This is a genomic window from Bradyrhizobium sp. 195 (assembly GCF_023101665.1).
In the GTDB taxonomy this organism is placed as follows: domain Bacteria; phylum Pseudomonadota; class Alphaproteobacteria; order Rhizobiales; family Xanthobacteraceae; genus Bradyrhizobium.
The window spans coordinates 3150810-3165731 of sequence record NZ_CP082161.1 but is presented as its reverse complement, the minus strand read 5'-3'; the positions used below and the strand labels follow the sequence as shown (position 1 = coordinate 3165731).

The 14922-nt window shown below is 65.8% G+C and carries 13 protein-coding genes; 5 read left to right on the top strand and 8 right to left on the bottom strand.

Annotated elements, in window-relative coordinates:
• Positions 1-25: 25 nt before the first annotated feature.
• The 3 genes from IVB26_RS14605 to IVB26_RS14595 all read right to left on the bottom strand — a co-directional run bounded on the left by IVB26_RS14605 (position 26) and on the right by IVB26_RS14595 (position 4593).
• Positions 26-3442 carry a CHAT domain-containing protein gene (locus tag IVB26_RS14605; RefSeq protein ID WP_247972296.1) on the bottom strand — a complete coding sequence of 1139 codons (3417 nt, stop codon included), beginning with the start codon at positions 3440-3442 and terminating at the stop codon, positions 26-28.
• A gap of 185 nt (positions 3443-3627) precedes the next feature.
• A complete protein-coding gene (locus tag IVB26_RS14600) occupies positions 3628-4389 on the bottom strand; it encodes a hypothetical protein (protein ID WP_247972295.1) in 762 nt (253 codons plus the stop codon).
• A gap of 15 nt (positions 4390-4404) precedes the next feature.
• Positions 4405-4593, bottom strand: coding sequence for a hypothetical protein (locus IVB26_RS14595; RefSeq protein WP_212067156.1), 189 nt, complete (start codon positions 4591-4593; stop codon positions 4405-4407).
• Between the two features lie 254 nt (positions 4594-4847).
• On the opposite strand from IVB26_RS14595, the gene IVB26_RS14590 reads away from it, so the two are divergent.
• Positions 4848-5825 (top strand): DUF2336 domain-containing protein, encoded by a 978-nt coding sequence (locus IVB26_RS14590; RefSeq protein WP_247972294.1) that lies wholly within the window; start codon positions 4848-4850, stop codon positions 5823-5825.
• 149 nt (positions 5826-5974) lie between these two features.
• On the opposite strand, the gene IVB26_RS14585 is transcribed toward IVB26_RS14590, so the two are convergent.
• Genes IVB26_RS14585 through IVB26_RS14575 form a run of 3 tightly spaced genes read right to left on the bottom strand, consistent with a single transcriptional unit; the run spans position 5975 to position 8948 of the window.
• The gene (locus IVB26_RS14585) at positions 5975-6319 is read right to left on the bottom strand and encodes a DUF1491 family protein (RefSeq protein ID WP_247313742.1); all 345 of its coding nucleotides are present in this window, start codon (positions 6317-6319) and stop codon (positions 5975-5977) included.
• A 57-nt stretch (positions 6320-6376) separates the two neighbouring features.
• Positions 6377-7081: a peptidoglycan-binding domain-containing protein gene (locus tag IVB26_RS14580; RefSeq protein WP_247972293.1), complete on the bottom strand. Its 705-nt coding sequence runs from the start codon at positions 7079-7081 to the stop codon at positions 6377-6379.
• Complete coding sequence (locus tag IVB26_RS14575) at positions 7074-8948, bottom strand: ATP-binding protein (RefSeq protein WP_247972292.1); 1875 nt, start codon at positions 8946-8948, stop codon at positions 7074-7076. The genes IVB26_RS14580 and IVB26_RS14575 overlap by 8 nt, the downstream gene beginning before the upstream one ends.
• A 385-nt stretch (positions 8949-9333) precedes the next feature.
• On the opposite strand from IVB26_RS14575, the gene IVB26_RS14570 reads away from it, so the two are divergent.
• Positions 9334-9777 (top strand): DUF5330 domain-containing protein, encoded by a 444-nt coding sequence (locus IVB26_RS14570; RefSeq protein ID WP_247972291.1) that lies wholly within the window; start codon positions 9334-9336, stop codon positions 9775-9777.
• Between the two features lie 68 nt (positions 9778-9845).
• Positions 9846-10274: a SufE family protein gene (locus IVB26_RS14565; RefSeq protein ID WP_247972290.1), complete on the top strand. Its 429-nt coding sequence runs from the start codon at positions 9846-9848 to the stop codon at positions 10272-10274.
• Positions 10275-10423: 149 nt separating this feature from the next.
• On the opposite strand, the gene IVB26_RS14560 is transcribed toward IVB26_RS14565, so the two are convergent.
• Positions 10424-10843 (bottom strand): Ros/MucR family transcriptional regulator, encoded by a 420-nt coding sequence (locus IVB26_RS14560; protein WP_247972289.1) that lies wholly within the window; start codon positions 10841-10843, stop codon positions 10424-10426.
• Positions 10844-10990: 147 nt separating this feature from the next.
• A complete protein-coding gene (locus IVB26_RS14555; protein ID WP_247972288.1) occupies positions 10991-11851 on the bottom strand; it encodes a DUF308 domain-containing protein in 861 nt (286 codons plus the stop codon).
• 310 nt (positions 11852-12161) lie between these two features.
• On the opposite strand from IVB26_RS14555, the gene IVB26_RS14550 reads away from it, so the two are divergent.
• Positions 12162-13811: an ArnT family glycosyltransferase gene (locus tag IVB26_RS14550; protein ID WP_247972287.1), complete on the top strand. Its 1650-nt coding sequence runs from the start codon at positions 12162-12164 to the stop codon at positions 13809-13811.
• A 190-nt stretch (positions 13812-14001) separates the two neighbouring features.
• Positions 14002-14781, top strand: coding sequence for a class II aldolase/adducin family protein (locus tag IVB26_RS14545; RefSeq protein ID WP_247972286.1), 780 nt, complete (start codon positions 14002-14004; stop codon positions 14779-14781).
• The last annotated feature ends 141 nt before the right edge of the window (positions 14782-14922 follow it).

Here is a 14922-nt window from a genome sequence, read left to right as displayed (position 1 = left end):
TTCCCTGCACCCCTTCCCCAGTTCGTCAACGCAAGCCGCCATCGCCGATAATGGTGTAAGGCGCCCAGAACAGCGGATGCGCATAGGCAAACTCGGTCTTGCCCTCGCTGCTGAGATAGCCCGGACCATCGACGAGGGCCATCGTCGCCTGGCGCAGCGCCTCGCTGCGCGACAGCTTGGGATCATCGGCCTGCCGCTTGAACAGGTCCGTCACCAATTGCCGCGCCGACTGTGAATGCACCGACCAGTTCGTCACGAGCAGGGCGCGCGTGCCGGCGTAGAAGAACGCACGGCCGAGCCCGGAGGCCGCCTCGGCCCCTGCGCCTGCGCCGGCACCGGTGTTGCAGGCCGACAGGACGACCCAGTCCGCGTCCAGCTTGAGACCGAGGATCTCCTCCATGGTCAAGAGCCCGTCGCCGCCCTCGCCCGTCACCACCGGCGACGACAAAGCGAGTGCCGGCTGCGTCAGTCCGTTCAGCTCGCCCGGGACCAGACCGTGGGTGGCAAAGGCGAGGATCTTGAAGCCGGAGAGGTTCATGGTCTTCACCGCGCTCTCCGTCGCGCTCTTGCCGAGGAACAACACCTTCGCGGGGTCCGCCTGCAACGCCAGCGCGATCGATTTCAACTCGTCGGCCGTGTCGGGAAGTCGGGGCAAGAGACCGAGCTCGGCGCTGTCGACGCCGTCGAGCTTCGGACTATTGCGCCGCTTCAGCGGCCCGCCGCGCGTGATGTTGCCGCTGGCGTCGGCGACCTGAATCTTCTGCCCGCCGCCCTCCGCCTCGGCCTGCTGGTCGCTGTTGAAATAGGGATCGCCGAAGGCGATGAGGTCGCCGCGGCCGGACTTGCCGGCCGGCAATTGCCGCAATGTCCGCAATGCCGCCGCCGACGGCACCGTCGACACCGCATGGGTTCGCGCCAGCCACGGCACGTTGCGATAGCCGATGAAGAGCGGATCCTCGTCCGCGGCCACCTCCGCTGGTGCCGTCGGCAACAGGGACAACGGCAGCAGTCCCAGCGCGCCGTTGGTCACGACGATCAGCTTCTTGGCCGGCTTCCAGCCGCTCTCGACCGGCTTGAGCAGCAGCGCGTAGAGCTCATGGCCGAGCTTGAGGTCGAAGGGCGGAATGTCCGAGATCATCGCAGCCTGCGGCTCGAGCGCTTCGCGCAGCTTGCGGATCTTGCTCTCGATGTCGCCGATCTTGGCCTGGACGGCGGCGAACGCCACCGGCCCCGACTTCGGCACGGCCCAGACGAAGCTGCCGTTCTGGCCGAAATAGAACGACAGCATGGCCTCATCGTCGGCGAGCGTCGCGCGGATCTCGGCGACGCTCGGCGGCTTGGGCGAGACGAGATCGGCGTAGATCGGAAACTTCTGCTTGATCTCCTGGCGCGCCTTGTCGCGCTGGCCGCGCAACGCCGCGATCGAGGCCTGAATTTGTGCAACGCCCTTCTCGTCGCGCTCCGCCGCCGGAAGCGCGAGCACGTTGTTGAGGGTGCCGAGCTGAGCGTTGACCTGCTTGGTCAGGTCCTGCTCCTTGCGCACGAGCTCGGCGAGCGCAGGATCCTTTGCCGCCGCGCGCGCACTCGAGGCCGCCAGCGCCTGCTGCACCGAGCGGCCGCGGACTGCATCGGCGAGACTGAACGTCTCTTCGCCGATGTCCTTGCCGGCTCCTTCCGCCCTGCCGAGCAGCAGCAGATAGCTCTCGACGATTGTCTGCAGCCGCTGGCTGCGCGCGGCCACCACGCTCGTGTTTTCGTCATCGGCGTTTTCGTTGGCGCTCGCCATCATGACCGGAATGGCGGCCTTGAACTCCCTGATCGCATCGGCATCGCGCCGAGCGCGCATCAATCCGACCGCCAGCGTGCCGCGCGCCGAAGCGGCATCGAAATGATTTTCCCCGACACGGGCGATCTGCTTCTTCACGAGCTGCTCGGCGGCGGCAATGCCTGCGTCCAGCTGACCGGAACCATAGAGCGACAGGATCCGGGACGGATTGAGCTCGAACACCTGGCGACGCTGCGCATCCCAGCCGGCCACGGCCTTGTCGATCCGCGCGAACATCGCGTTCGCTTCGGCGTTCTGACGCCGCAGCGTCAGGATGCCGGCGAGCTGCGAGAGCAGTTGCACGGTGGTCTGCGACTCCTCGGGCACACCCACGGTCTTATTGATCTCAAGGGCGACGCGGCCGAGCTTCTCGGCCTCTTCATAACGGCCCTGGTCGACCAAAATCCCCGCCAAACCCATGACGTAGCGAGGCGTAACCGAATTGTACTTGCCGGTGTCCTTCAGGCGCGAGAGCAGCGCGCGGCGCGCGTCCACCTCGGCCTCGGCGAGCCGGCCCTGCTTCGCCTTCATGCGCGCCTGGCTCAAGACGGTGCCGTCGATCGCCTGCAGCAGAAGCGTCTCGGCCGGCGCATTCTCCGACGCCATGATCGCCTTCGTGCTTGCGCGCTTGCGCAGCTCCCCGTTGCGATAGGCGGCTTCGGCGTCGGCGAACTGACCGCGCGCCTCGAAGATCACGGCGCGAGTGAGCTCCAGCTCGCCTTCCCAGCTCTGTCCGAACTTCGCATAGGTCACTCGCCAATTGGGATGGCCGCTGGTGCGCGCCTCCTGGATCGCGGTCTGGCTGCGGCGGAGATAGGCTTCGGCTTGTGCGAGATCGCCCATCTGGATGAGCACGGCCGCAATCGCGCGGTTCGTAGTGAATTGGAAGCCCTTGGCGCCCGGCATGCTGGCCGATTCGCGCAAGAGCCTTTGCATGATCTCGAGCGCGCGCTTCGGATCGCCCGCGATAGAGTGCTGAAGCGACTGAAGCTGCAACATCCGCCCGAGCAGTAGCGGGCCGACAGCCCCGCGCCCGACCTCCACGGCCTTGTCGGCATCGGTCATCGCCTCGCCAAGCCGGCCGAGCTGCGCGCGCGCATTGGCGCGGTCGAAATAGAGCTGCGCGAGATCCTGGCGAGACTCCTTCCCACCCGGTGCCTTGTCGGCATCCGACTTCAATTCCGCGATCATTTTCTCGTCGGGCTTGTTGCCGTCGAGGATCGCCGTGATGTCCGCAATGCTGCGCGGCGGCGCGACGAACTCCTTCGGCAGCGCCGTACCTGCCTCGAGCTTGGGCGCCGCTTCCTTGGGAATCTCGACCGCGACATTGGCACGCCCATTGGCGGCATTCAGCGCGGCCAACACACAAGCCCTGACCTGAGGCTTTGCCTTGGCGCGGCAGGCTTCGAGATTGGCGCCGCCGGCGGGCCCTCCGCCGGCGCGCATGCAAGCCTGCACGATCGGCCGGCCGACCGTCATCCGGCAATTCTCGATCGCCGCTTCCTGGCTCAGCGCGGCTGCGGAGCCGGTGGACCCGAGCAGAGCTGCAAGTGCCAGCAGATGGCGGGTGGAAACGTCCAGACGGCTCTTGAACGGACGCGGGGCGTCTAAGCTCATCTCGAAGGACCTTTGAGTAAAATGACTTTGAAGAAACGAGACGATCCTATCCCGCCGGCCCGGAAGGACAAGGGCATTCAATCGGGTTCCCGAAGACCTCAAGGGTTGGGGCGGCTGCCAGACGGTTCAGGTTGATTGGCCGCGGGCCAGGGAGCCCAGCTCGACCAGGGGCCCGGACCCCGCGCTCAGCCTTTCGAGACGACCGCGCGGCCGTACGGCGGCTGCGCCGCAACCGGGGGATTGGCGGTCTGGGCGGCGAGCTCGCCGATCAGGCGGTCGGCGTCGGCGGCCATGCCGTCGGGCGCCTGGATCACCAGACGCTCCAGCGCCCAGCGGTAGGACGAGACGCGTTGCTCCAGGCATTGCTGCACCCACTGCACGATCAGCGAGTTCTCCTGCATGCGCGCGACCGCATCGTCCTTCTCCCTCGGCGAGAGCGCGGAGACGCGCGCCATGCTGGCATCACGCTTCCTGTCGAGATCGATGACGCGGATCGCGCTGGCGAAGAACGGCTCGAAGCGGGTGATGTCGTTGCGCACGTCCTCGATCAGCTGCGCATAACGCGAGGAATGCGAGCGGTGCGGCTCGTCGATCAGCGTGCGTCCGTACATGGTGCGATCGAATACGATCTTCTGACGCCAGGGCGACGGCAGCGCCTTGTAGTCGCCGAACACGCTCTTCCATGCGGGGCGCGACAGCGGCGGCTCGATCATGGGATAGGCGAGGTCGCGCAGCTGGCGCTCTTCGTCGGTGAGCTGGAACTGCGAAGGCTTCAGGCCGACGCTGGAGGTGACCTCCGCCCCCAGCCAGCGATGCATGTCGTCGCTGCGCATGCTCTCGCGGGTGCGGCCGAAATCGCCGCCGCTACAGGCCGCGAGCATCGCAGCCAGCAGCGCGAGCAGGAGCGCCGATAGGACAGACCGGATCTGGCGGATGGTGTCCGGCATTACATAAGCCTGAAATCAGCGACGGCGACGACGGCGCCCCGGCGCTGTGCCCTGCTCAGGGCCGCGATCGCCGCTGGTTTCATCTGCCTCGCGCTCGATACGGATGACAGGAAGGATCAGGATCGTTCCCATGTCCGCGCGCGGAGCGACATCCCCCGACGAGCCCACCCGGCGACCGGCCGGAAATTCAATGATGGTCCCCATGTCAGCTCTCTTCAATTGCCGCGCGACCGAACGCGCCCCTGCAACATGCAATTCATTAAGATCAGTTCATGGTTAACGGGGTGTAAACGCGGCGTTCGGACCGTAGCCGCACGGGCCGGCCGCGACGTCCCGTTGCGGCACGAGACCGCGACAAGTCGAGCGTTCGGCTTCACGCCTCGTTTTCCTTAACGAGCCTTTAAAGGAGCCTGCGATAGGCTGGCGGCGAGTATCCTTCCCAGGTCGCGTATCTCTCCATGACCAAGTCGCTGTTTCCCGGATTCGACGGGCTGATGTCCCTCTCCCGTCGCGAAGGCGTCGATGTTCGGCCGACGCTGCTGCGCGTGCTGACCGACCTTTACGTCCAGACGCGCATCCACAGCGACGACGAGCAGCGTCAGTTCACCGAGCTTGCGACACGGCTGATCGACCAGGTCGACGATGCGACGCGCGCGGCCATCAAGGCCAAGCTCGCGATCTATCCACAGACGCCCGTCCCGGTGCTGCAGAAGCTCGGACTGGTCGCCGCGCAGGAAGGTCGCAGGGTTCCACTGGCGCGCGAGATACCCACTCCCGCACCCGCGCCCGCGCCGGTCCGCACGCCCTCGGACGCCGAGCTCCGCATGGCCTCGAACATGGCGATGCAGCCGAAGGACGCCGCCGAGATCCACGACATGTTCTTCCGCGCCGGCGCATCCGAGCGCGCGCTGATCCTGCACAATCTGGCGCAGACCCCGCTGAAGGCCGCACCTCGTATTCCGACCGTGCGCACCAAGCGCGCAATCCAGATCCTGGAGATGGCAGCCATCGCGGGCGACGCCGAGAACTTCACCTTGGAGCTCGGCGACAGCCTCATCCTGCCCTCGCGCGTCGCAGCCCAGATCGTCGATGATGCCGGTGGCGAGGCGCTCGCGGTCGCGGCGCGCGCGATCGACATGCCGAGCCCGAACTTCCAGCGCATTTTGCTGTTCTTCAAGCCAGCGATCGGCACGTCCGTGAACGAGGTGTACCGGCTGTCGCGACTCTACGACCGCCTCAGCGACCGCTCGGCGCTGGTGATGCTGGCGGCCTGGCGCGGCTCGACGCTCGCGGTGACGCGGGCCAAGTATCAGCCCTCGCTGCACGACGGCGAACGCCAGCGCGCCCGCGCCGGCGCGAGCCAGACGCGGCCGGGCGTGCAGCCCGGTGCGATGCCGCCGCGCCGCACCGGCACCGACGGATCATCGGAGCGGTAGCGCAGACGGTTTAGTCCGTAGCCCGGATGGAACGCAACGAACTGCAAGCTCGTCATTGCGAGGAGCCCTTGCGACGAAGCAATCCAGAGTCCCTCCGCGGGAGCATTCTGGATTGCTTCGCTCCGCTCGCAATGACGACGGTGCAGCAGCTACGTCTTCGCCAGTTCCAGAAAATGCCGCCCGGCGCGATCCTCGGTCTCGACGATCCAGGCGTCCGGATCGAAGCGGATTTCCCTGGTCAGCCGTTCCTCGATGGTATGCTCCGGCAAGGACTGCGGCGCGACCGGCACGAAGAAGCGATCGACGGGGCGGCCATCGTCATAGACGGTCTGCGGCGCCGGCACGTAGAGCATCGCATGGCCGTCGAGCAGCGACACCTTCACGAACACCGCGCCCGCCTCCTCGGCACCGCGACGGCGGACCGCGCCGAACACGCCCTCGGTCTGGCATCGGCGCAGGTAGGCCGCGACCCATATATTTGATTTCAAACGCATGAGTCGAACGATAGGCCAGCCGCGCAGTCAGCGCCAGCCGTCGCACGCGCGTGGAAATTATTCGACGGGATGGCCGATCGCCGCACCGAGCTCGCGCAGCAGGCGGTCGGAGAGCTGGCCGGTGACCTGCATCTTGTGCTCGCGCTCGAACTTCTGGATCGCGGACTGGGTCTCGCCGCTCATCGTGCCCGTGATCTTCAAATTGCCGTAGCCAAATTCGGACAGCGCGCGCTGCACGCCGGCGATACGCCGTGCGGCCGGGCTCTGCGGCACGGGAATCGGGGCCGGCGGACGCATGGCGGACGGCGGCGTCGACGTCGTTTGCTTGACCAGATTGGTCATCGGATCGTTCGAGCGCGTCGAGGCGGTCGCTTCGACGGGTTTTTCGGGCGCCTTCTCGGCGGCGCGCTCGGCGGGTTTGGGCTCGGCGCGGAACTCCGTTGCGCGCGGTTCGAGCGGCGATGTGTCGGCGCCGACGGGGCGCGGACGCGGCAAGGGATTCGACAGGGGCACGGAGGACGGCGCGGGAAGATTGATCACCGTGCCGAACATCGGCGCGGGATGCCGGCCGGTCTGGAGGAACAGCGCATTGGCAACGATCGCACCGATCGCAGCGACGGCGACGAGGCCAGCCAGCGTGTCCTTGGGGCTGTGCAGCAGCACGCGCATGACGGGATTGCGCTCGGTCTCGACATCGACCACCGCGGCTTTGGCGCCACGGCGGCGGGGTGCGGCTTCGTCCTTGGCAGACTTCTTAGGCACTTTTCTTCACCAGAGCGGGTTGGTCCTGAGTTTGGTCATGCGACTCTTGGCGCAGCACCGGCGTCAGCGTCGCGATGTTGCTCTCGGCCGGCTTGACTTGCGGCGGCGTGTAGACGAGCGGCAGCTTGACGGTGACGGCAGTGCCCTCCCCGAGCTTGCTTTGTACCGTCAATTCGCCGAGATGCAACGCCACGAGACTCTTCACGATCGACAATCCGAGGCCGGTGCCTTCGTGACGGCGCTGATAGGTCTTGCCCGCCTGGAAGAACGGCGCGCCGATGCGCTTGAGATCATCAGGCGCGATGCCGACGCCGGTGTCGCTGACGCGCAGCGTCAGCTGCGATCCGGTCACCGCAGCGGAAACGGAAACCTGGCCGCCGCGCTCGGTGAACTTGATGGCGTTGGCGACGAGATTGAGCACGATCTGCTTGAAGGAGCGCGGATCGCCGGTCATGACGGGCAGGTCCTGCGGCGCGTCGGTGACGAGGTCGATGCCGTTCTCCCGCGCCTTCAGCGCCAGCAGATTGCAGCAATGCATCAGCGAGGCGCGCGGCGCGAACGGCTCGGACGCGATCTCGAAATTGCCCGATTCCATCTTCGACATGTCCAGGATGCCGTTGACGACCGACAGCAGATGCTGGCCGGAATCGTTGATGAGCTGGGCATATTCCTTGCGCTGGGCTGCACCTAGCATCAAGGTCTGCTCCTGCGCGATCATCTCGGAGAAGCCGATGATGGCGTTGAGCGGCGTCCGCAGCTCGTGGCTCATGGTGGCGAGGAAGCGCGTCTTGGCGGCATCGGCCGCTTCAGCGGCACTGCGCGCCTGATCCAGCGCCTGCTCGGACAGCTTGTGACCGGTGACGTCGCGCATCACGGCGACGACTTCGGCCTCGCGCGTGACGTCGCTGTGAAGATTCTGGCCCATATCCTGGTCGACCGGGCGGCAGCGCATCTCGACCCAGAGAAAATCGATCTGACCGCGCTCGGAACCATCCAACTCACGCCGCAGCCGGAACTCGACGCTGCGCACCTCACCACGCGCGGCATCGGCCAGCGCGGTGAGATAGGCCGGGCGATCGGCGACATGGACGCGGTCGAACAGGCCGTGACCGAGCAGTTGCGCTACTGATATGCCGAGCATCGCCTCCGCGGCCGGCGAGATGAACTGCACCGCGCCGTTGCGCTGATGCCGCGAGACGACGTCGCTCATGTTGCGCGCGAGCAGGCGATAACGCTCCTCCTCGCGCGACAGCAGCGCGACGCCGGTGCGCGCGAGCGATTCCGCGCCCAAGGAGAGACCCGCGGCATAGAGTGTCGCCGAAGCGACGCCGAACGCCATCAGCACGCCGCGTTCTGCGGCGCTGGTGTCTGCTGACGGCAGCCAGCCGAGCTGGCCGATGAGGATCAGGATTCCCGCACAGGACAGCGCGAGCAATGAGGCGAAGGCGGTGACGCGGCGCGAGGCCGACAGCGCCGTTTCGAGGGGAACCACGACCAGCCAGACCGCGGCGAATGATTCGATGCCGCCCGTGGTGCCCGCGACCGCCATGATCAGGCCGGCGAGCGCCAGCGACGACAGCACATGCGCGCCTTCATAGCGGCCGGTGCGCGACAGGAACCAGGATAGCAGGATCGGCGCGATCAGCCATGCGAAAGCGGCGACCTCGATCGCGCTCGGCGCGCCGCGCATCGCGAGATAGACCGGAAATGCGGCAAAAGCCGCCAGGCTGCCGAGCAGCCGCGGCGCCATGAAGGCACGATGGCGCGCTCGCATCAGCGCATCGTAACGCGCGGAGGGATGCAGCAGCGCATCGAGACAATCGCGGATGATACTCAAAACTGTCACGGGTCTCGCGCTTCGGCTCATTCGTCGGAAGACGCGCCGGAACGCCTCCTTGTCGTTGAGCCACCGTGTCAGAGCGACCTTAAACGAGTGCTAAGGCGGCGCTGCGTGCGGCCGGACGCCGGGACATCGCAGGGCTTTTTAGACGATTTGCCGACGTCTTCAGTGAGGATGGTGAACACAGGGTTTCACCCTTCCCGCTCATGGTTTCGAATTGGTGGATGCGCATGCCGGCAGAATCGCGGGCGCCGGCGTCAATTGAAAATTTACGACACCGTCGATCCCAAAGAATTTTGCGTAAATTTTCCGCGAATTAAGCTCAAGGCAATCACTTGCGATTTATCGAGAGTTGCTAGGTCCGACTTCCGCGGAGATCGCCGCGGGCGGGATCGAACGTACAGGTCGCAAGATGCGCTTTCTGCTTCGCATCACATTCTGGCTCGGGCTGGTGCTGGTGCTCCTGCCCAGGGACAAGACACCCGAATCGGACAAGCTGCCGCAGATCGGCGCCGCCGACGCGGTGCAGGCTGCGACCGCGGCCGTCTCGGACATGACCCAATTCTGCAAGCGCCAGCCGGCGGCCTGCGAGGTCGGTGGACAGGCCGCGACCATCATCGGCCAGCGCGCCCAGGACGGCGCGCGCAAGATCTACCAGATCATCAACGACAAGAAAGAGCAGATCTCCAACGACAAGAACGACAAGAACGAGAAGAACGACAAGAAGGCGCCCGACCATACCGGCTCGATCGCGATGGCCGGCGAAGGCGATGCCGTCTCGAGCGACGCGCCGCACGACACGCTGAGCCAGGACGACCTCGCACTGGAATGGCGCGGTCCGCAGCCGGCGAATTAGCGCCCAAACCCTATCGATTTCGGTCCCTCGCATCCCTATATTGGCGGGAAGCGGGAACACGGGCTAGCATGACCAACATCGACGAAATCAGGGACAATTTCGAGCTTCTGGACGAGTGGGACGACCGCTACCGGTACGTCATCGAGCTTGGCCGCACCCTGGAACCGATGCCGGAGGCGGAACATTCTGCCGAGAACAAGGTCAATGGCTGCGTCAGTCAGGTCTGGCTTCAAAAGCTGGTCGATCGCGGCAATGGCGCACCGATCCTGAAATATCGCGGCGACAGCGACGCGCATATCGTGCGCGGGCTGGTCGCGATCGTGCTGTCGCTCTATTCGGGCCGCACGCCGCAGGAGATCCTCGATACCGATGCGATCGCCGTGTTCAACGAGTTCGGCTTTCGCGATCATCTGACGCCGCAGCGCTCCAACGGCCTGCGCTCGATGGTCGAGCGCATCAAGACCGATGCGAAAGAGGCGCTGGCGGAAGCGTCGTAAAGAAGCTTCGTAGGGAGCTCCCGTAGGGTGGGCAAAGCGAAGCGTGCCCACCTTCTGAGTGTGATCGGAGGAAGCTCGTGGGCACGGCGCTTCGCGCCTTTGCCCACCCTACGAGGCCTCCCGAGCGGCGGCCATTCGCACGACCCGCACTACTTCCCCTTCTTCCGCTGCTGCTGCCCGAGGCCCATTTGCTTCGCCAGTTGCGAACGCGCCACCGCATAGTTCGGCGCGACCATGGGATAGTCGGCCGGCAGGCCCCATTTCTCGCGGTATTGCTCCGGCGTCATGTTGTACTGCGTGCGCAGATGGCGCTTCAGCGACTTGAACCGCTTGCCGTCTTCCAGGCAGACCAGATAATCGGGCGCGATCGACTTCTTCAGCGAGACCGCAGGCTTCGCCGGCTCGAGCGGCGCGGTCTCGGTGCGGCCCGACGACACCCGCACCAGGGCGCCATGCACCTGGCTGATCAGGTTCGGAATCTCCGCGGCCGGCGTCGGATTGTTGCTGAGATAGGCCGACACGATGCTCGCGGTCAGCTCGATGAAATTCTTAGCCCCGGCATCCGACATGGGCCCGCCCCCTCTCCACCTTGCGCCTTCCGGGATAGACGACGCCGAACTCTTGCCTGTCAACAATACGTTCGGCCGAAATACGACAACTGACGAGGATGAGCTGATTGCAAGTGAGGGGTGGTGCTTTCCTTGGCCGCAGCTGCCTCAGCTGCGCTGGTCGAGATGGGCGCGCAGCTCGTCGATCGAGGCAAAGCGCATCATGCCCTCCGGCATCTGCGCTTCGATCGAGCCGTCGGAATAGAGCGAATAGGCCATGCCGTCGACGATTCCGGATTTGAGCACGGTCACGGGCGGCTGCTCGACAATTGCCGGCGTCGGCTCGGGTGCAGGCGGCGGAGCGGCCTCCGCGAAGGTCGATGGCGAGCGCGCCGGCGGGCGGCGCAAGGCGGCCGGCGGCTCCGGCGGACGCATGCGGTCCGGCTTCGGCCAGGCATCGTCGAAGCTTGCTGGCGGACTATCCAGGGCCTCAGTGGGCTCCGCAGGCAGCTGCGGCGGCGCCCCCTCGGCGCCCTTCGCCTCCGCGCGCTCGCGCTCCTTGCGCGAGGTCGAGGCGAACAGGAGGTTGCGCCGGCGCGGCGCTTCCGGACTTGCCGGCGGCGTCGGGGCTTCCGGCTCCGGCGGCACCTCGACACGCGGACGCTCGCGCGCGGCGGCTTCGCTCTGCCACGGCGGCGGGCCTGCGGTGGGTGGTGGCGGTGGCGGCTCGGTCCTTGGGGCCGAGGCGGTCATCAGCTCGGGCGCAGCGGCGGCAGGCACGGCGAGGCCCGGCAGCACGGGCCTGACCCGAACCTCGGACGGAGCTCCAGCCAGCCGGCGCGCGATGCCTTTCAGCTCCATGACCACGACATGGAGACCGACCAGTAACATCCCGGTGCAGACGCCGATCGTGCCCGAGATTATGACGGGGCTGCCGAGGCTGAACTCCCTGACGGAGAAGCCAAATAGGATCGAAAGGAGGCCCGCCACGACGGCGAAAATCCCCGCGATCAACAATGCCAAGGTCATCGAACTCACCCCCGGCCGCACATCCACACGCGACCCGTCACGCCACGATACCGTCATACGGTGTTCCAGGCCAACCGGGAATTGCAACCCACGTTCCTAATGAAAAGGAAATCAGGGACTTATTCACATTCCCTTCAGCTACGGCCCATTACTGCTAGGCTGCTGTCAATGATCCGGAATTGCTGCATCGCATCAGGAATTTAGCCATAATGCCCAATTACTTGCTAATGGAACTGCGCTATAGGGAGTCCGGGGTTGAGGCCCGCGCGCGCCAGCAGGGCCAACAGGGGATTCCGGGGCACCGATAGCCATGACATCCATCACGACTTCGGCGATCGACACGCCTCAGCGGCGCTCGGTCGAACGGACTTGCGACGATCTGGCCATGCTGGTGCTGGCTGCGGTCGCCGTCATTGCCGGCTTGACCTTCCGCGACTACGGCCTCGGCTGGGACGATTATACCCACGCCGAATATGCCGACCTGTTGCTGCGCATGTTCGGTTCCGGCTTCAAGGACACCGCGGCGCTCTCCTTCGCGAATCTCTACATGTATGGCGGCGGCTTCGACATGGTCGCGGCCCTCCTGCACAAGATCATTCCGCTCGAATTGTTCGAGACGCGCCGTCTGGTCGGCGCCATCGTCGGCGTGATCGGACTTGCGGTGACGTGGCGGCTCGGCCGCCGCATCGGCGGCCCCCTTGCCGGTCTTGCCTCACTCCTGCTGCTCGCGCTGTGCCCGATCTTCTACGGCCACATGTTCATGAATCCGAAGGACGCGCCCTTCGCGGTGGCCATGATCATCCTGATGCTCGGCCTCGTCCGCCTCGCCGAGGAATATCCGCAGCCGTCGCCGCGCACGATCCTGATCGTCGGGCTCGGCGCGGGCCTCTCGCTCGGCTGCCGCGTTCTCGGCGGGCTCGCGCTGGTCTACGCCGTGCTCGGCTTCCTGCCCCTGTTCCTGGAGGAACTGCGGAGCGAGGGCCTGCGCGAATCGGTCCGCCGCTTCGCCCATGTCGTCTACGTGCTGCTGCCCGGCCTCGCGTTCGGCTATCTCGTGATGGGGCTGATCTGGCCGTGGTCGATCATGGAGCCCGGCAATCCCTTCGAGGCGCTGACCTACTTCTCGCATTTCTTCGAGAAGCCCTGGAAAGAGATGTTCGACGGCGCGATCGTGTCGGTGCCGGACATGCCCTGGTCCTACCTGCCGACGCTGTTCGCGCTGCAGCTGCCCGAGGTGATGCTGGTGCTGATGGGCGGCGCGGTGGTCAGCACCTTCGCCATGCTGCCGCGACGCGAGGTTCCGGCGCGGCGCAAGACCATCCTGCTGATGCTGACGTTAGCTGCGACCCTGCCGCTGGCGATCGCGATGGTGAAGCGGCCGGCGCTGTACAACGGCATCCGCCATTTCGTATTCGTGATTCCGCCGATGGCGGTGCTCGGCGGCGTCGCGTTCGGCTGGGCCATGGAGCGCCTGCGCGCCAATCACCGCACCTGGCAGCCCGTCGTGCTCGCCACCTTCTGCTTCGGCCTTGCGCTGTCGCTCGCCGAGATGATCCGGCTGCATCCCTATCAATACACCCACTTCAACCACATCGCCGGTACGGTGCGCGGCGCCGACGACCGCTTCATGCTGGACTATTGGGGTCTCGCGCTGAAGCAGGCCTCGGACGAATTGCGCGAGCAGATCGTCGAGCGCCAGGAGGTGCCGCCGACCAATCGCAAATGGAAGGTCGCCGTCTGCGGTCCGCAGCGCCCGGCCCAGGTCGCGCTCGGGCCCGACTTCACCATCGGCTGGGATTCCAACGCGGCCGATTTCGCGATGACGCTCGGCGAGTTCTACTGCAAGGGCCTTACCGCGCCCGTGATGGTCGAGATCAAGCGCGACGACGTGGTGTTCGCCCGCGTCTACGACATCCGCGGCCGCAGCATTTCCAGCCTGCTGTCGATCCCGGCGCCGTAGAATTTTCTCTGGAGTCGTAGCCTCGTAGCCGGATGGAGCGCAGCGAAATCCGGGTCCCCTCTCAGAGCGGCCCCGCATCTCGCTTCGCTCATGCGGGCTACGCTTGACTGCCGCGCTTCCCGCGCCTTGCTGCCAGCCCCGCCCAAGACTAGGCTCCCTCCCGCAACAACGATGTTCGGAGAGATCAGCCATGTCGCCAGCGGAAGCGCGCCTGAAGGAAGTGCCGTCTGATATGACGGAGGCTGAGTGGCAGCAACGGGTCAATCTCGCCGCCTGCTATCGCCTGGTCGCGCTGTACGGCTGGGACGATCTGGTCGACACCCATATCTCCGCGCGCGTGCCGGGCCCCGAGCATCACTTTCTCATCAACCCTTATGGGCTGATGTTCGACGAGATCACCGCGTCGAGCCTCGTCAAGGTCGATTTGCACGGCAATCAGCTGTCCGAGAGCGAATACACCATCAACCCGGCCGGCTTCACCATCCATTCGGCGATCCACGAGGTGCGCGAGGACGCGATCTGCGTGCTGCATCTCCACACCCTCGACGGCACCGCGGTGTCGAGCAGCGCGGAAGGCCTGTTGCCGCTGAACCAGACCGCCCAGCTCGTCACCCACGACCTTGCCTATCACGACTACGAAGGCATCGCGCTCGACCACGACGAGCGGCCGCGGCTGCAGAAGGATCTCGGCGACCACAACCACATGCTCTTGCGCAACCACGGCACGCTGACCGTCGGCCGCTCGGTCGCCTCCGCCTTCGAGCGCATGTATCACCTCGAGCGCGCCTGCTCGATGCAGGTGCGCACGCGCGCACTCGGCACGCCGGTCTATCCGGTCGAGGAGATTGCGATCGAGAAGAACACCGAGCTGCTCGCCAACCGCGATCGCGCCGAGCTGCGCGCCACCAACCTCGTGTGGCCGCCGCTGCTGCGCAAGCTCGACCGCGAGTTGCCGGGTTACCGGTCTTGAGATTTTGCCGATTTGGTGTAGGGTAGTGTCCAACTAACCTCTACGCCTTTTGGAATGAAACGCCGCCCAATTCCGGGCGGCGTTTTTATTTTGGGGCTTCGTAGGGTGGATTAGCCCGCGGCTGCGCGAAGCGCAGTCCGC